This window comes from Burkholderia multivorans ATCC BAA-247, assembly GCF_000959525.1.
Classification (GTDB): Bacteria; Pseudomonadota; Gammaproteobacteria; order Burkholderiales; family Burkholderiaceae; genus Burkholderia; species Burkholderia multivorans.
Window position 1 is genome coordinate 2,295,349 of record NZ_CP009831.1, and the last position, 23,177, is coordinate 2,318,525.

Sequence of the window (23,177 nt, forward strand, 5' to 3'; positions counted from 1 at the left end):
TGTCCTCAAGCATCCGGTGCGGGCACGCCGTAACCGGCCGAATCCTTGCCGGCGACGTGAATCTTGCCGCCCGCGAGCGTGCGCAGCACGACGTAGAACACCGGCGTCAGCATCAGCCCGAACAGCGTGACGCCGAGCATCCCGAAGAACACCGCGACACCCATCGCATGGCGCATCTCCGAGCCCGCGCCCGTCGACGTGACGAGCGGCACGACGCCCATGATGAAGGCGATCGACGTCATCAGGATCGGGCGCAGACGCAGCCGGCTCGCCTCGATCGCGGCCTCGAGCGGCGTCTTGCCGTCGTGTTCGAGCTCGCGCGCGAATTCGACGATCAGGATCGCGTTCTTCGCCGACAGCCCCACCAGCACCATCAAGCCGATCTGCGTGAAGATGTTGTTGTCGCCGTGCGTGAGCCATACGCCGGTCAGCGCCGACAGAATGCTCATCGGCACGATCAGGATCACCGCGAGCGGCAGCGTCAGGCTTTCGTACAGCGCGGCGAGCACGAGGAACACGAGCAGCACGCTGATCGGGAACACCCAGATCGCCGAATCGCCGGCCAGGATCTGCTGGTACGTGAGGTCGGTCCACTCGAACCGCACGCCGCGCGGCAGCGTTTCGTGCGCGATGCGCTCGATCGCGGCCTGCGCCTGCCCCGACGAATAGCCGGGCGCCGGGCCGCCGTTGATGTCGGCTGCCGTGTAGCCGTTGTAGCGCACGACCATTTCGGGGCCGAACGTCGGCGTCACGGTCACGAGCGACGACAGCGGCACCATCTCGCCGGCAGCATTGCGCGTCTTCAGCTGCAGGATGTCGTCCGCGCGCTGACGGAACGGCGCATCGGCCTGCACGCGCACCTGATACACGCGTCCGAAGCGGTTGAAGTCGTTCACGTACAGCGAACCGAGATACACCTGCATCGTGTTGAACACGTCCGTCACCGACACGCCGAGCTGCTTCGCCTTCACGCGATCGAGATCGACGTTGAGCTGCGGTACGTTGATCTGGTAGCTCGTAAACAGCGGGCCGAGTTCGGGCGCCTGCTGCGCACGCTTGATGAAGTCGTTGGTCGCATCCGACAGCTTCGCATAGCCGACCGCACCGCGATCCTCGATCTGCATCTTGAAACCGCCGAGCGTGCCGAGGCCGAGCACCGGCGGCGGCGGGAACACCGCGACGAACGAATCCTTGATGCTTGCGTACTGCTGATTCAGCGCGCCCGCGATAGCACCGGCCGACAGCGCCTTGCCGTGCCGCTCCGAGAACGGCTTCAGCGTGACGAACACGATGCCCGCGCTCGAGCTGTTCGTGAAGCCGTTCACCGACAGCCCCGGGAACGCGACGGCGCTCTCGACGCCCGGCTGCTTCAGCGCGATCGACCCCATGTCGCGAATCACCTTCTCGGTGCGGTCGAGCGACGCACCGTTCGGCAGCTGCGCGAACGCGATCAGGTATTCCTTGTCCTGCGCGGGCACGAAGCCGCCCGGCACGATCTTCGACACGAGCACGGTCGCGCCGACCAGCACGAGATACACGCCCAGCATCACGGCCTTGCGCGACAGCACGCCGCGCACGCCGCGGCCGTAGTTCTCCGCGCCGCGATGGAACAGCTTGTTGAAGCGCCGGAAGAAGCCGCCGAGCACGCGGTTCATGACGCGCGTGAGCCAGTCTTCCTTGTCGCCGTGACCCTTCAGCAGAATCGCGGACAGCGCCGGCGACAGCGTCAGCGAGTTGAACGCCGAGATCACCGTCGAGATCGCGATCGTCATCGCGAACTGCTTGTAGAACTGGCCGGTCAGGCCCGACATGAACGCGAGCGGCACGAACACCGCGACGAGCGTCAGCGCGATTGCGATGATCGGCCCGCTCACTTCCTGCATCGCCTTGTAGGTCGCCTGCCGCGCGCTCATCCCGTTCTCGATGTTGCGCTCGACGTTCTCGACGACGACGATCGCATCGTCGACGACGATCCCGATCGCGAGCACCATCCCGAACAGCGACAGCGCATTGATCGAATAGCCGAAGCCGAGCAGCAGCGAGAACGTACCGACGATCGACACCGGCACCGCGATCAGCGGAATGATCGATGCACGCCACGTCTGCAGGAACACGATCACGACGATCACGACGAGCGCGATCGCTTCGAGCAGCGTATGCACGACGGCCTTGATCGACGAACGCACGAACTGCGTCGGGTCGTAGACGATCTTGTAGTCGACGCCGGCCGGCATGTCCTGCTTCAGCTCGGCCATCGTCTTGCGCACTTCGTCGGAGATCTGCAGCGAGTTCGCGCCCGGCGACTGGTTGATCGCCATCGCGACGGCCGGCTTGTTGTCGAGCAGCGAGCGCAGGCCGTATTCCGACGCGTCGAGCTCGATGCGCGCGATGTCGCGCAGATGCGTGACGCCGCCGTCCGGCGTCGTCTTCACGACGATGTCGCCGAATTCTTCCTCGGTCTGCAGACGGCCGCGCGCGTTCACCGACAGCTGCAGCGGCGTGCCGGGCAGCGATGGCGACGCGCCGATCACGCCGGCCGCGACCTGCACGTTCTGCTCGCGGATCGCCTGCACGACGTCTTCGGCGGCGAGCCCGCGCTGCGCGACCTTCTGCGGATCGAGCCACACGCGCATCGCGTAGTCGCCCGAGCCCCACAGCTGTACCTGGCCGACGCCCTGGATCCGCGACAAGCGATCCTTCACGTTGATCAGCGCGTAGTTGCGCAGATACGTCATGTCGTAGCGGTTGTCCGGCGAGATCAGGTGGACGACCATCGTCAGCGTCGGCGAGCTTTTCACGGTCGTGATGCCGAGCCGCTGCACGTCTTCCGGCAGGCGCGGCAGCGCCTGGTTCACGCGGTTCTGCACGAGCTGCGTGGCCTTGTCCGGATCGGTGCCGAGCTTGAACGTGACGGTGATCGTCATGTTGCCGTCGCTGTTCGCCTGCGACTGCATGTAGAGCATGTCCTCGACGCCGTTGATCTGCTCTTCGAGCGGCGATGCGACCGTCTCGGCGATCACCTTCGGGTTCGCGCCCGGATACTGCGCCTTCACGATCACCGAAGGCGGCACGACTTCCGGATATTCCGAAATCGGCAGCAGGAACATCGCGATCACCCCGCCGAGCAGGATGAGCACCGATAGCACCCCTGCGAAGATCGGCCGGTCGATAAAGAATTTGGATATGTTCATGGGTGACTCTGTCTGGTTGAACGCGGATGCGAAGCGGCGCGCCGCTTACGAATCCGCCTTCGCCGGAGCGGCCGGCTTCGCCGTGCTCGCGATCGGCGCCGACGGTGCGTCGCCGCCCGTCATCGGCACCATGTGCGGCTTCACCTGCTCGCCGGGGCGCACGCGCTGCGTGCCGTTCACGATCACGCGGTCGCCGGCGGCCAGGCCGCTCACGATCACGCGCTGATTGCCGTGCTGCATGCCCGGCTGCACTTCGCGATACGACACGCGGCCCTGCTGATCGACGACGAACACGAACTTCTTGTCCTGATCGGTGTTGATCGCCGCATCGTCGACGAGCAGCGCGGCATGCGGCGCGCTGCCGCCGACCTTCACGCGTGCATACAGGCCCGGGACGAGCGTGCCGTCGGCGTTGTCGAAACGCGCGCGCACGCGGATCGTGCCGGACGACGTATCGAGCCGGTTGTCGACCGAATCGATCTCGCCGCTGCGCGAATAGCCGGTCTCGTTGGCGAGGCCGAGTTCGACCGGCACCTTGCGGCCGTTGCGCGCGCCGTTGATGTATTGCAGATAGGTCTGCTCGTCCGCGTCGAACGACGCGTAGATCGGCGACACCGACACGAGCGTCGTGAGCGGCGGCGCCGATGCACCGGCCGACACGACGTTGCCGAGCGTGATCTCCGCGCGCGACACGCGGCCCGACACGGGCGCGGTGATCCGCGTATAGCCGAGATTGATGCGCGCGGTCTCGAGCGCGGCTTCGGCCGCCTTGAGGTTCGCGGCCGCTTCGCGCGCGGCGTTCTGCTTCTCGTCGTAGTCGCGCTTGGCGATCGCGTTGTCGCCGATCAGCCGCTGCGCGCGCTGCCAGTCGCTCTGCGCGTAGCCGTTGCGTGCCTGCGCGGCCGCGAGCTGTGCGGCGGCGCGGTCGACTTCGGCCTGGTACGGGCGCGGATCGATCACGAACAGCACGTCGCCCTTCTTCACGAGCGCGCCGTCCTTGAAGTTCACCGCGACGATCGTGCCCGATACCTGCGGGCGCACGTCGACCTTCTCGACCGCCTCGAGGCGGCCCGAATAGCTTTGCCAGTCGGTCACGGTCTGCGGAACGACCGTCGCGACGTCGACTTCCGTCAGCGGGGCGGCGGCCTTCTCGGGCGCGTTCGCGTTCACGCGCATCGCGCCGAACGTCCCGAGGCCGACGACGGCGAGCGTCGCGACCGCAGCGGTCGCGATGCGGGAGCGGGAGGTGCGTAGGATGGCCATGTAGATCTCCGGTAAGCGTGGATTGGATTGGTTATTCGTTGCGATTCGGCTGGCGCGCCTGGAAGCGGCACTGGAAGAAGCGCACGGCTTCGTCGAAGGCGGCTTCGTGCGTCGCGAGCGCGGCATGCGTGACGTCCGGATAGCGGATCACCTGCGTCAGCACGCCCGACGAAATCAGGCAGCCCGCGTATTTCTCCGCTTCGACGTGCAGCACGTCGTTCTGCGCGGTGACGATCAGCGTCGGCGGCAGCCCCGAGAGGCGCACCGACTCGAGCGGCGCCGCGTACGGATGCATGCGTTGCGACGCCTGCGGCAGATAGGCGCGATAACAGGCCGCGCATTCGCGTGCGGTGATGTCCGACGCGAGACGTTCGGCATCGCCGATGCGCGTCATGCTCGGGTCGAGCATCGGCCCGAACAGCGCCTGCGCGACGATCGGCACTTCGCCGCGATCGCGCGCGATGAACGCGAGGCAGTTCGCGAGCTGTCCGCCCGCGTCGTGTCCCGCGACGCCGATCTTCTTCGGATTGCCGCCGAACGCGCGGGCGCGCGTCGCGGCCCAGACGGCCGCGCGATACGCGTCTTCCGGCGCGGCCGGAAACGGAAACGCGGGCGCGAGCGAATAGTCGACCGACACTACGAGCGCCGGTAAGCGTTCTGCTAAAAAGCGCGCGGCGAAATCCGCGTCGTCGAGCGTGCCGCGCACGAAACCGCCGCCGTGGAAATAAAGCACTACTGGCAACCCGGTCTTGTCGGGGCGGCGATAGAGGCGCAGCGCGATGTCCTGCGCGTAGCCCGGAATTTCCAGCTCCGTGACCGCCAGGGCCGCGCCGGCTCTGGCTTCGGCGGGCAGTGCGGATTTCAGGAATTTGCTGAATTCGGAAGCGTCCATGACGATGCATCGTCCATTTCGAGATGGATCGAATTCTGGGTCCGGCAGACATCCGGATAAATGCCTATAATCCGGCAACACAATTCAACGCCCCCGAACAATCCAGGCTGCGTCTGCCCACGAGGCAGCGCAGCCTCGTTCGTTCCGGGGCTCATTAGATTGCGGAGGTAGTGATGGACCGGCTTCAGGCCATGCAGGTGTTTACTCGCGTCGTCGACACGAGCAGCTTCACGAAGGCAGCGGAGACGCTCGGCCTGCCGCGCGCGTCCGTCACGACGATCATCCAGAATCTCGAAGCGTTCCTCGGCGTGCGGCTGATGCACCGGACCACGCGCCGGCTGTCGCTGACGCCCGACGGCGCCGCCTACTACGAACGCTGCGTGCGCATCCTCGCGGACGTCGAGGAAACCGAGGCGAGCTTCCAGAACAACAACCGGAAGCCGCACGGAAAGTTGCGTGTCGACATGCCGGGCTCGATCGGGCGGCTACTCGTGATTCCTTCGCTCTGCGAATTCCATACGCGCTATCCGGACATCGATCTGCAGCTCGGCCTGTCCGATCGTCCGGTCGATCTGCTGCAGGAAGGCGTCGACTGCGTGATCCGCGTCGGCGCGCTGCAGGATTCGTCGCTCGTCGCGCGCCGCGTCGGGCTGTTCGAGGGCGTGTCGGTCGCCGCGCCGGCCTATCTCGAGAAGTACGGCGAGCCGCAGACGATCGAAGACCTGAGCCAGCACAAGGCCGTCAATTATTTTTCGAGCCGCACGGGCCGCACGATCGACTGGTCGTTCCTGATCGACGGCAAGGAAGTCGAGGTCAAGATGAACGGCATCGTGTCGGTGAACGACGCGGACGCGTATGTGACCTGCGGGCTCGAAGGCTTCGGGCTGATCCAGCCGCCGCTCTTCATGGTGCTGCCGCATCTGCGCGAAGGCCGCCTGAAGGAAGTGCTGCCGGGCTTCAAGCCGCTGCCGATGCCGATCTCGGTCGTGTATCCGCACAGCCGCCATCTTTCGCCGAAGGTGCGCGTGTTCGTCGACTGGGTCGCCGAGGTGTTCGACCGCTGCCCGCTGCTGAGCGGCAAGGGCAGCCTCGACGCGACGTGCAGCAAGCGCACGTTCGAGGAAGCCGAGCGCGCACCGGTGCTCGACACGCCCGTCATCAACGAATGGGTCGCATGATCGTCTGACGCGCACGCGCGCGTATCGCGGTGCACGGGCGGACGGCCCGGGCACCGTCCCGCCTTCCTCTTTGCATTTCCTTCTGCGTGCCGCGATCGCGCGATGCGCGCGATCGTTTCCCGATCCGCATCGCACCTTTGCGCGACGCGCGTGAATCGCGCGCACATCGCTCGAACATCGTCGGACGAATCGCACGACATCCGCGTCAGGCCCGCGCGCATGCGGTTCGGCGCGATCGTCGGCGAACGGCGAATACCCCTGCCGACAATGCGGATCGCGATTGTTCCTCTCTGACGACAATTCAATTCGCGTCCGTCGCATTTATCGCAGCGGACGACGCTCCTAGAGTAAACCCTGTCGCGCACAGCGTTGCGCATCGAACAGATCCCGCCTCGGCGGGACCGGGCGCGCCCGAGCGCCGCCCGTATCGATCGAACAGGAGTTTCGCCATGAATCGCCGCCATCTTCTTTCCGCCGTCGCCGTCGCACTCGCCGTATCGGCACCGGCATTCGCCGATACCGATACGCCGCACGTCGGCGACTACGGCAACACGTCGTCGTACACGCAGCACAACGGCCCGCGCACGCGCACGGAAGTCCGCGCGGAAGTCGAACAGGCACGCCGCGACGGCACGCTCGCCTATCTGCGCAAGGCCACCTCGTATCCGCAGGGCATCGAACTCGCGCAGGGCCCGTATCGCCCGACGCCGGAAGGCAACCAGCTCGCCGGCGCGGGCCGGTAAACGCACGACGCCGCGCAGCGGGTACGCCCCGCGCGCGGCGCCGTCGATCCATCGCCGATCAATCCGTGAATTGCAGGAGCAGATGATGAACGACCAACTTCCCTCGCCGCTCGATCATTGGGACGACAGCACGCCGGTATGGACGCCGTTCCGTTCGGGTTCGCCATCGCGTTGACCCGACCGTCGCGGTCGTACGCCTTACCGGCGCGCGTGCCGTGTCAGCGGTGCGGCACGCCGTTGCGCCATTCGCTCCAGTGCGACACGATGTCCTGCACGAGCGGGTTGCCCGCGCGGTACAGGTTCTCGGTCGCGGGCGCGAAGCCGCCCTGGTCCGCGTAGTTCAGCAGGTTGTCCGCGCTCGTCTGGCCGTCGTACGGACGGTCGAAGTCCGAGCCCGTACGCAGCACCGCGACGCGCGACAGATCGACACGCTTGACGCTCGCCGCGCGCTTGAGCGCTTCGAACGTCGCGTTGTCTTCCTGCGCGGTCATGCAGTAGGTGCCCTTGCCGTCGGTCAGGATCTTCGTCCATTGACGCGCGCGCTCGCCGAGCAGCGTGCCGGAGAACCACGTGTTGCCCGACGACGTGTCGCAGCGGATCACGCTCGGCGGCCGGTTCGCCGGCGCATACGAGAATTTCGCGCGCGCGGCCTGCGCCTGCGCGCTATCGGCGAGCACGACGTTGCGCGACAGTGCGTAGGCGGCATCCGCGAGCTGCGGATTGAGCTGGAACACTTCGGTGCGATAGTCGAGCGGCGGCTTGTCGTTCGGGCTCTTCGTGTTGATGCCGAGATAGCCCGTGTTCCAGCCGGCCGGAATCTCGCGCGCGTCGAGCTCCCATTGCAGGCTGAAATCGACGAGGTACTTCGCCCATGCGGCGGAGCCGACCGTGCCTTGCGCCGGATCGACGCCCGCGATGCCCGAGATCAGAAAATACGTGCGCCGCAGGTCGAAGCGCTGCGAGAACGTCAGCGCCATGATCGACGCGGCGGCGTTCGCGTAGCCCATGCCGGTCGTGATCACGCAGACGTCCTGACGGTTGCAGTGCACGGCCGGATAGTCGGGCGACAGGCCCGGCACCGCGACGTCGCGCCACGGGCCGAGCCGGTCGAGCCAGGCCTGGCCTTCCGGCCCGAACATCGTGACGATCATGACCTTCACCGGGCGGCCCTGTGCACCGGTTTCGGCAAAGTCGTTGCCCGCGTTGCCCGGATTGTCCTGTGCGATCGACGGCGCGGTCGCGCAGGCCGCGAGCGAGAAGGCGGCGGCGGAAAGAATCGAGCGAGTCAGCATCGGCGTTCCTTGTGTCGGGAATGTGAAATGAGAACGGCTGTCGGAGACTGCGCGACCGAGTATAGAACGCGCATCGACCGCGCGTCAGCGGACTACGAAACGCGGGCGCGGTGCGGCGCGTGCGGCTTTAGAGCCGCGCGAGGCCCGCTACGCCGTAGCCGAGCACGACGAGCGCCGCGACGACATGGCTCGCGGCCAGCAGCGCCGGCGATTTGACGAGTCGACCGATCGCACTGCCGCCGAACGCGAACACGAGCTGGCCGGCGAGGCTGCCGGCGAACACGCAGGCGGCGCCGAGCAGCCAGTGGCGGTGCGAGGCGGCAGCGGCCGTCGCATAGCCGTAGAACAGCAGGATCGTCAGCGGATTCGCGAGCGTCATCAGAAACATCGACGTGAACGGACGCGCGCCGGGCGGCGGCGCCGCGCCGTCGAGCGTGCGGCGACGATCGCGCAGCGCCTGCCACAGCATCCGCGCGCCCATCGCGAGCAGCACGAGCGCGCCGACCACACGGAACAGCGACAGATGCGACGCGAGCGTGCTCGCCAGCATCGCGCCGATCGTGAACGCGACGACCGCATAGCAGCCGTCCGCCGTCGCGACGCCGACGGCCGCGCGCACGCCGCTCGCGGTGCCGGCGCGCATTCCGTAGTTCGCGATCATCAGCGCAACGGGCCCGACCGACAGCGCGATCATCAGCCCGAACAGGAAGTCGTTCATCGGTCGTCGAAGTAATCGAAGCGCCGTCGGCCTTCGATGCCGGAAACCGCGCGGGAAAAGCGTGTCACGCGACGTCGACGCGTGCGGGCCCGTCGACCATCTCGCCGATCACGGCCGCGCGATCGAAGCCGTCCGCACGGAAGCACGCGAGCACGTCGTCGACCGCATCGGGCGCACAGGCGACTAGCAGCCCGCCCGAGGTCTGCGGATCGGTGAGCAGCGCCTGCGCGGCCGGCGGCAGCGTGTCGGCGATGCGCACGTCCGCGCCATACGCGGCCCAGTTGCGGCCCGACGCGCCGGTGACGATGCCGTCCGCCGCAAACGCTTCGACGCCCGCGAGCCACGGCAGCGACGCGTAATGCACGCGTGCGGTGAGCGTCGCGCCGCGTGCAAGCTCGAGCGTGTGGCCGAGCAGCCCGAAGCCGGTCACGTCGGTCAGCGCATGCACGCCCGGCAGCGCGGCGAGTTCGGCGCCGGGCCGGTTCAGCTTCGTCGTCGTCGCGATCATCTGCGCATAGCCGGCATCGTCGAGCCGGTTCTTTTTCAGCGCGGCCGACAGCACGCCGACGCCGAGCGGCTTGCCGAGCACGAGCACGTCGCCGGCGCGCGCGGCCGCATTGCGTTTCACGCGCGACGGATGCACGACGCCGATCGCCGCGAGCCCGTAGATCGGCTCAACCGAATCGATCGAGTGACCGCCCGCGACCGGAATGCCCGCGTCCGCACACACCGATTCGCCGCCGCGCAGCACGGCCGCGATCGTTTCGTGCGGCAGCACGTTGATCGGCATCCCGACGAGCGCGAGCGCGAGAATCGGCTTGCCGCCCATCGCATAGACGTCGGACAGCGCGTTGGTGGCCGCGATGCGGCCGAAGTCGAACGGATCGTCGACGATCGGCATGAAGAAGTCGGTCGTCGCGACAATCGCCTGCTCGTCGTTCAGCCGATAGACGGCCGCATCGTCGGACGTCTCGGTGCCGACCAGGAGATCCGGGAACAGCGCGGGCGGCGTCGCGCGCTTCAGCAGCTCGGAGAGCACGCCCGGCGCGATCTTGCAGCCGCAGCCGCCGCCGTGCGACAGGCTCGTGAGACGGGGAACGGCGGGCGGGGCTTGGGTGGCTTCGGTCATCGTCGGCATCCGGTGAATCGGTGAATAACAACGTTCTATTATCGACAATTCCTCGTGCGCGCGCGCAATGCCCACATAATGACGGCCCGCCCACGCCCTTTCCTCCGCGCCGCGCCGCCCGTTCATGGATCATCTGTTCATCGGTCTCGTGCTGTGTTCCGCGCTGCTGCACGCGATCTGGAACGCGTTCCTGCACGTCAGCGACGACCGCCTCGTGCAGCTCGGCACGATGTCGCTGCCGTACCTCGCATTCGGCGTGCTCGGCACCGCGCTGCTGCCCGCGCCGACGCGCAGCGCGTGGCCGTATGTGGGCGCATCGGCGGTGCTCGAGGTCGCGTACTGCTTCACGCTCGTGCGCGCCTATCGCAGCGGCGAGTTCGGGCAGATCTATCCGATCGCACGTGGCCTCTCGCCCCTGCTCGTCTCGGTGCTCGCGTTCGCGGCGCTCGGCGAACGCCCGACGCCGTTCGGCTTCGCGGGCATCGCGCTCGTGTCGCTCGGCATCATGTCGCTCGCGCTGCGGCGCGGCTTCCGGTTTTCCGGCGAAGGGGTGCCGTACGCGCTGCTCACCGGCGTGTTCATCGCCGCGTATTCGATCTGCGACGGGATCGGCGCGCGCGAATCGGGCAGCGCGCTCGGCTACATCGCGTGGGTGTATCTGCTGTGGAGCGTGCCGCAGCTCGCGCTCGTCTGCGCGATGCGCGGCGGCCCGAAAGCGGTGTTCGGCTCGCGCGCCACGCTGCGCCCGGGCGCGATCGCCGGCACGATCTCGCTCGCCGCCTACGGCATCGTGATCATCGCGTATCGGCATCTGCCGGTCGCGACCGTGTCCGCGCTGCGCGAGACGAGCTCGATCTTCGCGGTCGCAATCGGCTGGTTCGCGATGCGCGAGCGGCCCGGTGCGCAGCGGCTCGTCGCGTGTGCGCTCGTCGTCGCGGGCGCGGCGCTGATTCGGCTGTAGCGCGCGCCTGCGCCTACATGTGCATGCGCACGTGCGCGCGCGCCGCTACGCGGCCGCGGTGTCGGGCCGCACGAAGGCCCGCGCGTCGATCGCCTCCGCGAGCGTCGCGAACGCCGTCGCGATCTCGTCTTCCGGCACGCACGCGTAACCAAGCAGCAGTCCCGACGATGCGCGCGCGCGATCCGCGTAATAACCCGACAAGGGCCGCACGACGATATTGCGTTCGAGCGCGGCCTGCGCGACCGCGCGATCGTCGACGCCGTCCGGCAGCCGCGTGACGAGATGCAGCCCCGCATCGCTGCCGAGCGCCTGGAGCGCGTCGCCGTAGCGGCGCGCGACCGCGTCGAGCAGCACCTCGCGGCGCTGGCCATACAGCGTGCGCATCTTGCGAATGTGCGATACGAAATGCCCTTCCGCGATGAACTCCGCGAGCACCGCCTGCTGCAGCAGCTGACCTTCTCGATAGAGCTCGGCGCTCGCGGTCGCGAAGCTTTCCGCGAGCGGCTCCGGCGCCACCAGATAGCCGACGCGCAGGCCCGGAAACAGCGTCTTCCCGAAGCTGCCGACGTAAATCACCTGCCCGGCCGTATCGAGCCCCTGCAGCGACGCGAGCGGCCGGCTGCCGTAGCGGAACTCGCTGTCGTAGTCGTCCTCGATGATCCAGCAGCCGTGCTGGCGCGCATATTCGAGCAGCATCCGCCGCCGCGCGAGGCTCATCACCATGCCGAGCGGATACTGGTGCGACGGCGTGACGAGCATCAGCTTCGGCGGCTCGGCGAGATCGGCGGCGCTCGGCGCGATCCCTTCGTCGTCGACCGGAATCGGCCGCGTCGTGAGCCCCGACACATTCAGCACGCTGCGCACGCCCCAATAGCACGGGTCCTCGGTCCAGATCGCGTCGCCCGGATCGGTCAGCAGCCGCACCGCGAGGTCGATCGACTGGTGGATGCCGGTCGTGATCACGATCTGCTCGGGCGTGCAGCGCACCGAGCGCGACGTGCGCAGATAGTCGGCCAGCGCCTCGCGCAGCAGCGCGAGCCCGCCGCCCGGCGCGTAAGTCAGGAGATCGGGGCGCAGCCGCCGCCAGTACTTGTTGTGGAGCCGCGTCCACACGCGCGCCGGAAATCGCGACACATCGGGCACGCCCGGCATGAAAGCGCCGCCCTGCCGCTTCGACACGCCGGCGCCCTCGACCAGCCGCGTGCCGCGCGCGGACAGCGCGCGCGCCGACGGCTGCACGGCCGCATGCCGCGCGCCCGTCTCGGGCGGCGCGCCGACGATCTCGTCGGGCGCGCTGTCGGCAACGAACGTGCCGCGGCCGGTCGCGGAATGCACATAGCCCTCGAGCGCGAGCTGCTCGTACACCTGCGTGACCGTGTTGCGCGCGATCCCGAGCTCGGCCGCGAGCAGCCGCGACGACGGCACGCGCGCGCCGGCCGGCAGTTCGCGCGACAGGATCGCCTGCTGCAGCAGCCGATGCAGCTGCCGGTAGATCGGCTGCTCGCCGCCGCGCACGAGGCGCTGCGCAAGCCAGTCCGACAACACGCTTGCGCGCATGATTGGCTCCTAACTATTTATTGAAATGGCTCTGATTGCCAGAGCCAAATGTGATTATAGTCGCGACCATGGGTTTGCCGATGCGCCCGCCTCTCACCTCACCGGACAGAACATCAAGGAGATGACCGTGAAGAATGCCGACCTGCTGGCCCGCAAGAACGCCGCGACCCCGCGCGGCGTCGGAGTGATGTGCGACTTCTACGCCGCCCGCGCCGAGAACGCGGAGCTGTGGGACGTCGAAGGCCGCCGTTTCATCGATTTCGCCGCGGGCATCGCGGTGCTGAACACGGGCCATCGTCATCCGAAGATCGTCAAGGCGATCGCGGAGCAGCTGGACCTCTTCACGCACACCGCCTACCAGATCGTGCCGTACGCGTCGTACGTCGAGCTGGCCGAAAAGATCAACGAACGCGCGCCGGGCGACTTCCCGAAAAAGACGGCGTTCTTCACGACCGGCGCCGAAGCCGTCGAAAACGCGATCAAGATCGCACGCGCGGCAACCGGCCGTCCGGGCGTGATCGCGTTCTCGGGCGGCTTCCACGGCCGCACGATGATGGGCATGGCGCTGACCGGCAAGGTCGCCCCGTACAAGCTGAACTTCGGTCCGTTCCCGGGCGACGTGTTCCACGCGCCGTACCCGAACGCCGTGCACGGCGTGACGACCGCCGACTCGATCAAGGCGATCGAGATGCTGTTCAAGGCCGACATCGATCCGAAGCGCGTCGCCGCGATCATCTTCGAACCGGTCCAGGGCGAAGGCGGCTTCAACCCGGCGCCGGCCGAGTTCGTGCGCGCGCTGCGCAAGATCTGTAACGAGCACGGCATCCTGCTGATCGCCGACGAAGTGCAGACGGGCTTCGCGCGTACCGGCAAGCTGTTCGCGATGCAGCACTACGACGTGCTGGCCGACCTGATCACGATGGCGAAGAGCCTCGCGGGCGGCATGCCGCTGTCGGGCGTGGTCGGCCGTGCGGACGTGATGGACGCGGCCGCGCCGGGCGGCCTCGGCGGCACGTATGCGGGCAACCCGCTCGCGGTCGCGTCGGCGCACGCGGTGCTCGAGATCATCGACGAAGAAAAGCTGTGCGAGCGCGCGACGCAGCTCGGCGACACGCTGAAGGCGAAGCTGAACGCGCTGCAGGCCGAGGTGCCGCAGATCGCCGACGTGCGCGGCCCGGGCGCGATGATCGCGGTCGAGTTCATGAAGCCGGGCACCGGCGAGCCGGACGCCGAATTCACGAAGCGCGTGCAGGCGCGTGCGCTCGAGCGCGGGCTGCTGCTGCTCGTGTGCGGCGTGTACTCGAACGTCGTGCGCTTCCTGTTCCCGCTGACGATCCCGCAAGCCGTGTTCGACGAAGCGCTCGCGATCCTCGAGGAAGTGCTGAAGGAAACGGTCGGCGTGCCGGCCTGAGTTCCCGTCAACCGAATGTGCCGCCGCCGTCGTGAGGACGGCGGCGGCCGTTTCATCTTCACAGCAGGTACCGGAATGAGCACTGTTCAAGAAACCCTGGCACTGAAAGATCCGTCGCTGTTCCGCCAGCAGGCGTACATCAACGGCGAATGGCAAGGCGCGGCGAACGGCGAGACGTTCGAGGTCCGCAATCCGGCCACGGGCGGCCTCGTCGGCACCGTGCCGACGATGGGCGCGGCCGAGACGCGCCAGGCGATCGACGCGGCCAACGCCGCGTGGCCGGCGTGGCGCAAGAAGACCGCGAAGGAGCGCGCGGCGATCCTGCGCAAGTGGCACGACCTGATGATGGAAAACGCCGACGATCTCGCGCTGATCCTCACCACCGAGCAGGGCAAGTCGCTCGCCGAAGCGAAGGGCGAGATCGGCTATGCGGCGTCGTTCCTCGAGTGGTTCGCCGAGGAAGGCAAGCGCGTGTACGGCGACACGATCCCGACGCCGGCGAGCGACAAGCGCATCGTCGTGACGAAGGAGCCGGTGGGCGTGTGCGCGGCGATCACGCCGTGGAATTTCCCGGCGGCGATGATCACGCGCAAGGTCGGTCCCGCGCTCGCGGCCGGCTGCCCGATCGTCGTGAAGCCGGCCGAAGCGACGCCGTTCTCGGCGCTCGCGATGGCCGTGCTCGCCGAACGCGCGGGCGTGCCGGCCGGCGTGTTCAGCGTCGTCACCGGCGATCCGAAGGCGATCGGCGGCGAACTGACGTCGAACCCGATCGTGCGCAAGCTGTCGTTCACCGGCTCGACGCCGGTCGGCCGTCTGCTGATGGCGCAATGCGCGGCGACGGTGAAGAAGGTGTCGCTGGAGCTCGGCGGCAACGCGCCGTTCATCGTGTTCGACGATGCCGATCTCGATGCGGCCGTGCAGGGCGCGATCGCGTCGAAGTACCGCAACAGCGGCCAGACCTGCGTCTGCACGAACCGCTTCTACGTGCACGAAGCCGTGTACGACCAGTTCGCGCAGAAGCTCGCGGCGGCGGTCGCCGAGCTGAAGGTCGGGCGCGGCACCGAGCCGGGCGTGATGCAGGGTCCGCTGATCAACGAGGCGGCCGTGCTGAAGGTCGAGGCGCACATCGAGGACGCCCTTGCGAAGGGCGCGACCGTCGTGACCGGCGGCAAGCGTCACGCGCTGGGCCACGGCTTCTTCGAGCCGACCGTGCTGACGGGCGTCACGCCGGCGATGAAGGTCGCGAAGGAAGAGACGTTCGGGCCGCTCGCGCCGCTGTTCAAGTTCGGCAGCGACGACGAAGTGATCCGCCTCGCGAACGACACCGAATTCGGCCTCGCCGCGTACTTCTACAGCCGCGACATCGGCCGCGTGTGGAAGGTCGCCGAAGCGCTCGAATACGGCATGGTCGGCGTCAACACCGGGCTGATCTCGAACGAGGTCGCGCCGTTCGGCGGCGTCAAGCAGTCGGGCCTCGGCCGCGAAGGCTCGCACTACGGGATCGACGACTACGTCGTGATCAAGTACCTCTGTCTCGCCGTCTGACGGCGCGGCCCGCCCGGCCGGAACCGGGCGGACCCGACGCGGGCCGGTGCCCTCTCCGCCGCGCCCGCGTCACTTTCCTCCTCGCGTCGCACGCGTTCAGCGAAACACCTCGATCGCATCCACGAGCCGCGCGGCCTGCTGCTTCAGGCTCGCCGACGCCGCCGCGCTCTGTTCGACGAGCGCCGCATTCTGCTGCGTGATCGTGTCGAGATGCACGACCGCCTGATCGACCTGCGCGACGCCGGTGCTCTGCTCGGCCGTCGACGCGCTGATCGCCGCAATCAGATCCGACACGCGCTTCACCTGCGCGACGATGTCCTCCATCGTGCGGCCCGCTTCATCCACGCGCCGCGCGCCCGATTCGACACGCTCGACGCTCGCGCCGATCAGCGTCTTGATCTCTTTCGCCGCGTGCGCGCTGCGCTGCGCGAGCGCCCGCACTTCGCCGGCGACGACCGCGAAGCCGCGCCCCTGCTCGCCCGCGCGCGCCGCTTCGACGGCCGCGTTCAGCGCGAGGATGTTGGTCTGGAACGCGATGCCGTCGATCACGCCGATGATGTCGGCGATCTTGCGCGAGCTGTCGGTGATCTCGCGCATCGTCGCGACGACGTCCGACACGGCCTGTCCGCCGCGCTCGGCCGCATCGCTCGCCGACATCGCGAGCCGGTTCGCCTGCAGCGCCGTTTCCGCATTGCTGTCGACGGTCGTCGTCATCTCGGCCATCGACGCGGCCGTCTCCTGCACGCTCGATGCGGCCTGTTCGGTGCGCGCGCTCAGATCGTCGTTGCCCTGCGCGATCTCGTTGCTCGCGCGCTGCACGGTATGTACCTGCTCGGTGACGTCGTCGACGAGCCAGCGCAGCATCAGCCCGAGCTGGTTGATCGTGCGCAGCGTCATGCCGATCTCGTCGACGCGGTTCATCCGCACGCCGCGCCGGCTCGCGCCGGTCGCGACGTTCAGCGCCTGGTCGTGCAGCCGCTTCAGCGGACGCACGATCTGCGCGTCGAGCCATAGCGCGGCGACGGCGGTCGCCCCGACGGCCGACGCGCCGAATACGGCAAGCCCCGCGCCCGACAGTCCGCATGCATATGCGGCGCCGACGACGGCCGGTGCGAGCACGGCGAGCGCCGCGTGCACGCGCGTGCGCACGGACATCGTCTGCGTCAGCGATGCGACGCGCAGCAGCCCCGTACGGATGACGAGCCCCTTGTGAAACCGCCGACGGCCCGCCTTGCCCTCGCGGATCGCGCGATACAGCGCGTCGGCGCCATCGATTTCGTCGCGCGGCGGCTTGGTGCGCACCGACATGTAGCCGACCGGCACGCCGTCGCGCATCATCGGCACCGCATTCGCACGCACCCAGTAGTGATCGCCGTTCTTGCGGCGGTTCTTGACGAGCGCGGTCCACGGCTCGCCGCGCCTGAGCGTCGCCCACATATCGGCGAACGCGTCGCGCGGCATGTCGGGATGGCGCACGACGTTGTGCGGCTGACCGACGAGTTCGTCGTTCGAAAAGCCGCTGACCTGGGCGAACGCGGTGTTCGCATACGTGATCACGCTGTCGGCATCGGTCGTCGACATCAGCGTCGCGTCGTCGGGAAAATCGAATTCTTGTTGGGTAACAGGCTGGTTGTTGCGCATGCGGGCTCCGAAAGGCGGAGCGATTGTCCACGCAATGCGGACGATCGTGCTCCGTAGCCGGACAGCGATGGATCGCTCGATGACGGCCTTCCCGTTACTGTCGGCAATTCGGCGGCGAACCTGAGTCGGCACGCGCATTGACGGTGCGAATTCCGCCGCAACGATGATTTCGATCAAATCATTCGGCGATAGTCGCCGCTTGCCCTTTTCGAAACGGCCGTCATGCGCTATGCGGGTGCGTTGCACGTGCTGCCAGGCGATATGCGGGAAGACGGCCCGTGCGGGTCGCGTGCGATTCGATGAAGGAAGAGAGGAAGAAATCGCGGAGGCGGCGCTGCGGCGATTTGCGGTCGATAGCGAACGAAGCCCGCATATGGCAGACCGTACCGCTGGGGAATGCAGCCGGTTATCGGCGCATGTACGCGCCAACGAAGTATTGCGGCTCGTCTAGAGGAGAGACCGAAGCGCGATCGTCACGCGCATCCAGGCGCTGCGTAACGACGCGCTGCACGCCGCCGACGAGGCGCCGCGCGACGTACCGGGCGGATTCATCTATCGGCAAGGGCCGCCGAAGGCATACCCAACGCAATGCCCACCGCCCTGCCTGTCGCGCAGCGTCAAAGCGGCTGCTGAAACCGCTTCGACGCGCGCCGCGATCACACGCGTTCGATCGCGATCGCAATGCCCTGACCGACGCCGATGCACATCGTGCAGAGCGCGAAGCGGCCGTTCGTGCGATGCAGCTGATACATCGCCGTCGTCACGAGCCGCGCGCCCGACGCGCCGAGCGGATGGCCGAGTGCGATCGCGCCGCCGTTCGGGTTCACGCGCGGATCGTCGTCGGCGACGCCGAGCATGCGCAGCACCGCGAGGCCCTGCGACGCGAACGCTTCGTTCAGTTCGATCACGTCGAACTGATCGATCGTCATCCCGAGGCGCGCAAGCAGCTTCTGCGTCGCCGGTGCCGGGCCGATGCCCATCACGCGCGGCGCGACGCCTGCCGTCGCGATGCCGAGCACGCGCGCACGCGGCGTGAGCCCGAAGCGCTTCGCGCTCGCTTCGTTGGCGAGCAGCAGCGCGCACGCGCCGTCGTTGACACCCGATGCGTTGCCGGCCGTCACCGTGCCGTCCGGACGCACGACGCCCTTCAGCTTCGCGAGCGCTTCGAGCGAGGTCTCGCGCGGATGCTCGTCGCGCGACACGACGAGCGGATCGCCCTTCTTCTGCGCAATCGTGACCGATACGATTTCTTCGGCCAGCGTGCCGTCCTGCTGCGCACGGGCGGCCTTCTGCTGGCTGCGCAGCGCGAACAGATCCTGATCGGCGCGGCTCACGTTGTAGTCGACCGCAACGTTCTCGGCCGTCTCCGGCATCGAGTCGACGCCATGCAGCTGCTTCATCAGCGGATTGACGAAACGCCAGCCGATCGTCGTGTCGTAGATGTCGGCCTGACGCGCGAACGCGCTCGCGGCCTTGCCCATCACGAACGGCGCGCGCGTCATGCTTTCGACGCCGCCGGCCACCATCAGCGCGGCCTCGCCCGACTTGATCGCGCGCGCGGCAACGCCGACCGCGTCCATCCCGGAACCGCAGAGCCGGTTGATCGTCGAACCGGGCACGCCTTGCGGCAGCCCCGCGAGCAGCAGCGACATGCGCGCGACGTTGCGGTTGTCTTCGCCGGCCTGGTTCGCGCAGCCGTAGATCACGTCGTCGATCGCGTTCCAGTCGACGTCGCGGTTGCGTTCGACGAGCGCCTTCAGCGGCACCGCGCCCAGATCGTCGGCGCGAACGTCTTTCAGCGCACCGCCGTAGCGGCCGATCGGCGTACGAATCGCATCACACAGAAAAGCTTCGGTCATCAGTGTCTCCTGTCGGCCGGGCAGCGCGCTGCGCGAACGCCGGCTTCATCAAGGCTGGGAAATGAACAGGGCGCGCCCCTTGCATTGCCCGCCGGGATGCGCTTAAATGTTCTATATACGAACATAAGATCGTGTATCGAACGTTCAGCGCATCATAGGGAGTGCGGGGACGACCTGTCAAGCGCGCGGTCGGCTGTGCGGTTGGCGCGTCGCGCCCGGTACGCTATCTTCTCGGCTGCACCTATTCCGACTGCTCATGACCACCGAAGACATTCAGAAACCCGGCGATTCCTACGTCCAGTCGTTTGCGCGCGGCCTCGCGGTGATCCGCGCGTTCGATGCACAGCGTCCCGAGCAGACGCTGACCGAAGTCGCGTCGGCCACCGGCCTCACGCGCGCGGGCGCGCGTCGCATCCTGCTCACGCTGCAGACGCTCGGCTACGTCGAGGCCGACGGCCGGCTGTTCCGGCTCACGCCGAAGATTCTCGAACTCGGCTTCGCCTATCTGACGTCGATGCCGTTCTGGAATCTCGCGGAGCCCGTGATGGAACAGTTGTCCGCGCGCATCCACGAAAGCTGTTCGGCCGCCGTGCTCGATCGCACCGAGATCGTCTACGTGCTGCGCGTGCCGACGCACAAGATCATGACGATCAATCTGTCGATCGGCAGCCGGCTGCCCGCGTACTGCACGTCGATGGGCCGCGTGCTGCTGTCCGCACTCGACGACGCGGCGCTCGACGAGACGCTCGCGCAGAGCGGAATCCGCGCGCACACGCCGCGCACGATCACCGATCCGGCGGAACTGAAGGCGACGATCGCGCAAGTGCGTCAGCAAGGCTGGGCCGTCGTCGATCAGGAACTCGAAGTGGGGCTGATGTCGATCTCCGCGCCGATCCGCAACCGGCGCGGGCAGATCATCGCCGCGATGAACATCAGCGGCAATGCGCAGCGGCATACCGCGAAGCAGATGGTCAAGGAGTTTCTCGGCCCGCTGCAGGAAGCCGCTCAGACCGTGTCGGAGCTGGTCGCGCGGCGCGGGTGAGCGCGCGCCGCGCGTGCGTGCGGCGTCAGTCCATCGATTCGTGCGCGGTCTCGCGCAGCATCGCGACCGCGATCAGCGACAGCACGACGCACGCGGCGACGTAGCCGGCGGGCGCAAGCTTGCTGCCCGTCACCTTCACGAGCCAGGTCGCGATCAGCTGCGCGGTGCCGCCGAACAGCGTCACCGCGAGCGCATAGGCGATCGAAATGCCGGTCGCGCGCACGTGACGCGGCAGCGATTCGCACATCAGCGCCATTTCCGACGCGGAGCCGAGCGAATAGAACAGCAGCATCAGCGCGGTCAGCGGCAGGATCACCGACAGCGACGGATGATGGTTCATCAGCCAGAACGCCGGAAACAGCAATGCGACGAGCACGCCGCGCCCGACGAAGATCGGCAGGCGGCGGCTGCCGATGCGGTCCGACAGCCAGCCGAACAGCGGGCACGTGACGAGCATCACGCAGCCCGACGCAACGCCGACGAACATCGACAGCTTCATCGGCAGCCCGAGCGTATGGATCGCGTAGGTCGGCATGTAGAACGTCAGGATGTACGTCGACACCGTGCCGCCCATCACCGTCAGCATCAGCAGCAGCACCGTGCGCGCGTGCTTCGAGAACAGCTCGCGCAGCACGCCGCGTTCGATCGCGTGATGGCGGTCGGCGGGCGCATCGTCCGCGAGCCGGCGGCGCAAAAACATGCCGACCGGCGCGATCAGCACGCCGACGAGAAACGGCAGGCGCCAGCCCCAGCTTTCCAACGCGGCCTTCGTCATCGTGTTCGACAGCAGCGCCGCGAAGCCCGAACCCATCAGCGCAGCGCCGCCCTGCGTCGCGAGCTGCCAGCTCGCGCGAAACGCGCGGCGCGACGCGCCGCCTTGTTCGAGCAGCGTCGAGGTCGCCGCGCCGAATTCGCCGCCTTGCGAGAAGCCCTGCATCAGCCGCGCGCAGACGACGAGCAGCGGTGCAGCCACGCCGATTTGCGCATAGGTGGGCGCGACCGCGATCAGCCCGGTGCCGACCGCCATCAGCATGATCGTCAGGTTCAGCGCGGCCTTGCGTCCCTTGCGGTCGGCGTACACGCCGAGCACGACGCTGCCGAGCGGCCGCGTGAAGAAGCCGGCCGCGAACGTCGCGACCGACAGCAGCAGCGACGTCGTCGCATCGCTCGACGGAAAGAACAGCTTGCCGATCAGCACCGCGAAAAAGCCGTACACGGTGAAGTCGAAGAATTCCAGCCAGTTGCCGATCACGGCCGCCGCGATCGCGCCGCGGCGCGTGCCGGCCGGCGCGCCGACGGCCATCGCCGCGGCGTGTGCCGGGTGCAGCGCGACAGGGTCTTTCTGCATCGTTCACGTCTCCTTGGAACGCGGCCCGACGCACGGGCCGCCCGCGTGTGCGGTCACTGCGCGAGATAACGCTCGACGAGGCGCGCCCAGAACGCGGCGCCGATCGGCAGATTGCGGTCGTTGAAGTCGTACTTCGGGTTGTGGACCATGCAGCCGTCCTCGCCTTCGCCGTTGCCGAGCCGCACGAACGAACCGGGCCGCTGCTGCAGCATGAACGCGAAATCCTCGCTGCCCATCAGCAGATCGGCCTGCTCGACCACCTGCGCGTCGCCGACGAGTTCGCGCGCGACCTGCGCCGCGAAATCCGTTTCGGCATCCGTATTGACGACGACCGGATAGCCTTCGATGTACTCGACCTGCGCCGTCGCGCCGTAGCTCGCGGCCTGCGTTTCGGCGAGTTCGACGATGCGGCGCTTCAGCAGCGCGCGCACGTCGGGGCTGAACGAGCGCACGCTCAGCTCGAGACGCGCGCCGTTCGGAATCACGTTGTTCGCGGTGCCCGCGTGCATCGATCCGACCGTCACGACCGCCGGCTGCGCGGGATCGACATTGCGCGCGACGATCGTCTGCAGCGCCATCACGATGCTCGCCGCGACGACGACCGGGTCGACCGTCAGATGCGGACGCGCCGCATGGCCGCCGACGCCTTCGATCGTGATGATGGCCTTGTCGCCGGCCGACATGAACGGCCCGCGCCGCGTGAGAAACACGCCCGGCGCCGCGCCCGGATGGTTGTGCATGCCGAACACGGCGTCGCACGGGAAGCGTTCGAACAGACCGTCGTCGATCATCTTCTTTGCGCCGCTGTCGACGCCATGCTCTTCCGCGGGCTGGAAATACAGATGCACGGTGCCGGAAAAACGGCGCGTCTTCGCGAGATGTTGCGCGGCGCCGAGCAGCATCGTCGTGTGGCCGTCGTGACCGCATGCATGCATCTTGCCGTGCGTCGCGCTCGCATACGGCAGGCCGGTCGCCTCGACGATCGGCAACGCGTCCATGTCGGCGCGGATGCCGATGCTGCGCGTGCCGTCGCCGACGCGCAGCGTACCGACCACGCCGGTCTTGCCGACGCCGCGCGTGACCTGCCAGCCCCACTGCTCGAGCTTGTCCGCGACGAGCGCGGCCGTGTCGTGCTCCTCGTACGCGAGTTCGGGGTGACTGTGGATGTGATGGCGGATCTCGCGCAGCGCGCCGGCGGCGGGCAGCAGATCCTCGATTTCGGTGAAGCGGGTGTCGGTCATCAGCGGGCTCCTGCGGAAGGTCGGCGGCATGCGCTCGGCGCATGCGGAAAGCGAGCCACTATATCGAGCCGATATCGGTTCAATAAGATGCGCAATTTCTCACCGCGATAAGCTTTTTTAATCGCGGGTTAACGCCAATACGGATCGACGCCGCGCGCCGTTTTAT

The 23,177-nt window shown here is 67.7% G+C and carries 17 protein-coding genes; 6 read left to right on the top strand and 11 right to left on the bottom strand.

Annotated features, from left to right (window positions below; all coding sequences use genetic code 11):
* Positions 1-5: 5 nt before the first annotated feature.
* Genes ceoB through NP80_RS12205 form a run of 3 tightly spaced genes read right to left on the bottom strand, consistent with a single transcriptional unit; the run spans position 6 to position 5,346 of the window.
* Entirely contained in the window at positions 6-3,191 is a 3,186-nt protein-coding gene (gene ceoB / locus NP80_RS12195) for a multidrug efflux RND transporter permease subunit CeoB (RefSeq protein ID WP_006397262.1), read from the bottom strand.
* A gap of 45 nt (positions 3,192-3,236) precedes the next feature.
* Positions 3,237-4,454: a multidrug efflux RND transporter periplasmic adaptor subunit CeoA gene (gene ceoA / locus NP80_RS12200; RefSeq protein WP_006397263.1), complete on the bottom strand. Its 1,218-nt coding sequence runs from the start codon at positions 4,452-4,454 to the stop codon at positions 3,237-3,239.
* 31 nt (positions 4,455-4,485) lie between these two features.
* Positions 4,486-5,346 (bottom strand): alpha/beta hydrolase, encoded by an 861-nt coding sequence (locus tag NP80_RS12205; protein ID WP_006397264.1) that lies wholly within the window; start codon positions 5,344-5,346, stop codon positions 4,486-4,488.
* Positions 5,347-5,519: 173 nt separating this feature from the next.
* Here NP80_RS12205 and ceoR point away from each other — a divergent pair, with 173 nt between their 5' ends.
* Both ceoR and NP80_RS12215 read left to right on the top strand, forming a co-directional pair.
* Positions 5,520-6,524 carry a putative multidrug efflux transcriptional regulator CeoR gene (gene ceoR, locus NP80_RS12210; protein ID WP_006397265.1) on the top strand — a complete coding sequence of 335 codons (1,005 nt, stop codon included), beginning with the start codon at positions 5,520-5,522 and terminating at the stop codon, positions 6,522-6,524.
* Positions 6,525-6,973: 449 nt separating this feature from the next.
* Positions 6,974-7,267 carry a DUF4148 domain-containing protein gene (locus tag NP80_RS12215; protein ID WP_006410463.1) on the top strand — a complete coding sequence of 98 codons (294 nt, stop codon included), beginning with the start codon at positions 6,974-6,976 and terminating at the stop codon, positions 7,265-7,267.
* 218 nt (positions 7,268-7,485) lie between these two features.
* Here the strand turns inward: NP80_RS12215 and NP80_RS12220 are convergent, their stop codons facing one another.
* The 3 genes from NP80_RS12220 to selD form a co-directional block, all read right to left on the bottom strand.
* A complete protein-coding gene (locus NP80_RS12220; protein ID WP_006406836.1) occupies positions 7,486-8,559 on the bottom strand; it encodes a purine-nucleoside phosphorylase in 1,074 nt (357 codons plus the stop codon).
* Positions 8,560-8,686: 127 nt separating this feature from the next.
* A complete protein-coding gene (locus NP80_RS12225) occupies positions 8,687-9,277 on the bottom strand; it encodes a LysE family translocator (protein ID WP_006406835.1) in 591 nt (196 codons plus the stop codon).
* Positions 9,278-9,341: 64 nt separating this feature from the next.
* Positions 9,342-10,406, bottom strand: a complete 1,065-nt coding sequence (gene selD, locus NP80_RS12230) for a selenide, water dikinase SelD (RefSeq protein WP_035947157.1) — start codon at positions 10,404-10,406, stop codon at positions 9,342-9,344.
* Between the two features lie 124 nt (positions 10,407-10,530).
* On the opposite strand from selD, the gene NP80_RS12235 reads away from it, so the two are divergent.
* Positions 10,531-11,367, top strand: coding sequence for a DMT family transporter (locus NP80_RS12235; RefSeq protein ID WP_006410461.1), 837 nt, complete (start codon positions 10,531-10,533; stop codon positions 11,365-11,367).
* A 45-nt stretch (positions 11,368-11,412) separates the two neighbouring features.
* On the opposite strand, the gene pdxR is transcribed toward NP80_RS12235, so the two are convergent.
* Complete coding sequence (pdxR, locus tag NP80_RS12240) at positions 11,413-12,924, bottom strand: MocR-like pyridoxine biosynthesis transcription factor PdxR (RefSeq protein WP_045593478.1); 1,512 nt, start codon at positions 12,922-12,924, stop codon at positions 11,413-11,415.
* A gap of 121 nt (positions 12,925-13,045) precedes the next feature.
* Between pdxR and NP80_RS12245 the strand changes: the two genes are divergently transcribed.
* Positions 13,046-14,335: a 4-aminobutyrate--2-oxoglutarate transaminase gene (locus NP80_RS12245; protein WP_045593479.1), complete on the top strand. Its 1,290-nt coding sequence runs from the start codon at positions 13,046-13,048 to the stop codon at positions 14,333-14,335.
* 75 nt (positions 14,336-14,410) lie between these two features.
* Positions 14,411-15,880 (top strand): NADP-dependent succinate-semialdehyde dehydrogenase, encoded by a 1,470-nt coding sequence (gene gabD, locus NP80_RS12250; RefSeq protein ID WP_035489163.1) that lies wholly within the window; start codon positions 14,411-14,413, stop codon positions 15,878-15,880.
* A 96-nt stretch (positions 15,881-15,976) separates the two neighbouring features.
* Here the strand turns inward: gabD and NP80_RS12255 are convergent, their stop codons facing one another.
* Together NP80_RS12255 and pcaF are read right to left on the bottom strand one after the other, a co-directional pair.
* A complete protein-coding gene (locus NP80_RS12255; protein WP_006411219.1) occupies positions 15,977-17,521 on the bottom strand; it encodes a methyl-accepting chemotaxis protein in 1,545 nt (514 codons plus the stop codon).
* 656 nt (positions 17,522-18,177) lie between these two features.
* Positions 18,178-19,380 (bottom strand): 3-oxoadipyl-CoA thiolase, encoded by a 1,203-nt coding sequence (gene pcaF / locus NP80_RS12260; RefSeq protein ID WP_006411220.1) that lies wholly within the window; start codon positions 19,378-19,380, stop codon positions 18,178-18,180.
* A 256-nt stretch (positions 19,381-19,636) separates the two neighbouring features.
* Here pcaF and NP80_RS12265 point away from each other — a divergent pair, with 256 nt between their 5' ends.
* Positions 19,637-20,422, top strand: coding sequence for an IclR family transcriptional regulator (locus NP80_RS12265; RefSeq protein WP_006397278.1), 786 nt, complete (start codon positions 19,637-19,639; stop codon positions 20,420-20,422).
* A gap of 25 nt (positions 20,423-20,447) precedes the next feature.
* Here the strand turns inward: NP80_RS12265 and NP80_RS12270 are convergent, their stop codons facing one another.
* The gene (locus tag NP80_RS12270; protein WP_006397279.1) at positions 20,448-21,770 is read right to left on the bottom strand and encodes an MFS transporter; all 1,323 of its coding nucleotides are present in this window, start codon (positions 21,768-21,770) and stop codon (positions 20,448-20,450) included.
* Between the two features lie 53 nt (positions 21,771-21,823).
* Entirely contained in the window at positions 21,824-23,011 is a 1,188-nt protein-coding gene (locus NP80_RS12275; protein ID WP_006412948.1) for a M20 aminoacylase family protein, read from the bottom strand.
* Between the last annotated feature and the right edge of the window lie 166 nt (positions 23,012-23,177).

What these genes read in the sequence shown, in the direction of transcription:
- NP80_RS12275 (WP_006412948.1), bottom strand. Translation starts at nt 23,011, where the DNA reads ATGACCGACACCCGCTTCACCGAAATCGAGGATCTGCTGCCCGCCGCC.
- NP80_RS12255 (WP_006411219.1), bottom strand. Translation starts at nt 17,521, where the DNA reads ATGCGCAACAACCAGCCTGTTACCCAACAAGAATTCGATTTTCCCGAC.
- NP80_RS12225 (WP_006406835.1), bottom strand. Translation starts at nt 9,277, where the DNA reads ATGAACGACTTCCTGTTCGGGCTGATGATCGCGCTGTCGGTCGGGCCC.
- selD (WP_035947157.1), bottom strand. Translation starts at nt 10,406, where the DNA reads ATGACCGAAGCCACCCAAGCCCCGCCCGCCGTTCCCCGTCTCACGAGC.
- NP80_RS12220 (WP_006406836.1), bottom strand. Translation starts at nt 8,559, where the DNA reads ATGCTGACTCGCTCGATTCTTTCCGCCGCCGCCTTCTCGCTCGCGGCC.
- NP80_RS12205 (WP_006397264.1), bottom strand. Translation starts at nt 5,346, where the DNA reads ATGGACGCTTCCGAATTCAGCAAATTCCTGAAATCCGCACTGCCCGCC.
- ceoA (WP_006397263.1), bottom strand. Translation starts at nt 4,454, where the DNA reads ATGGCCATCCTACGCACCTCCCGCTCCCGCATCGCGACCGCTGCGGTC.
- NP80_RS12270 (WP_006397279.1), bottom strand. Translation starts at nt 21,770, where the DNA reads ATGCAGAAAGACCCTGTCGCGCTGCACCCGGCACACGCCGCGGCGATG.
- gabD (WP_035489163.1), top strand. Translation starts at nt 14,411, where the DNA reads ATGAGCACTGTTCAAGAAACCCTGGCACTGAAAGATCCGTCGCTGTTC.
- pcaF (WP_006411220.1), bottom strand. Translation starts at nt 19,380, where the DNA reads ATGACCGAAGCTTTTCTGTGTGATGCGATTCGTACGCCGATCGGCCGC.
- NP80_RS12245 (WP_045593479.1), top strand. Translation starts at nt 13,046, where the DNA reads ATGACCGTGAAGAATGCCGACCTGCTGGCCCGCAAGAACGCCGCGACC.
- NP80_RS12215 (WP_006410463.1), top strand. Translation starts at nt 6,974, where the DNA reads ATGAATCGCCGCCATCTTCTTTCCGCCGTCGCCGTCGCACTCGCCGTA.
- pdxR (WP_045593478.1), bottom strand. Translation starts at nt 12,924, where the DNA reads ATGCGCGCAAGCGTGTTGTCGGACTGGCTTGCGCAGCGCCTCGTGCGC.
- ceoB (WP_006397262.1), bottom strand. Translation starts at nt 3,191, where the DNA reads ATGAACATATCCAAATTCTTTATCGACCGGCCGATCTTCGCAGGGGTG.
- NP80_RS12265 (WP_006397278.1), top strand. Translation starts at nt 19,637, where the DNA reads ATGACCACCGAAGACATTCAGAAACCCGGCGATTCCTACGTCCAGTCG.
- NP80_RS12235 (WP_006410461.1), top strand. Translation starts at nt 10,531, where the DNA reads ATGGATCATCTGTTCATCGGTCTCGTGCTGTGTTCCGCGCTGCTGCAC.
- ceoR (WP_006397265.1), top strand. Translation starts at nt 5,520, where the DNA reads ATGGACCGGCTTCAGGCCATGCAGGTGTTTACTCGCGTCGTCGACACG.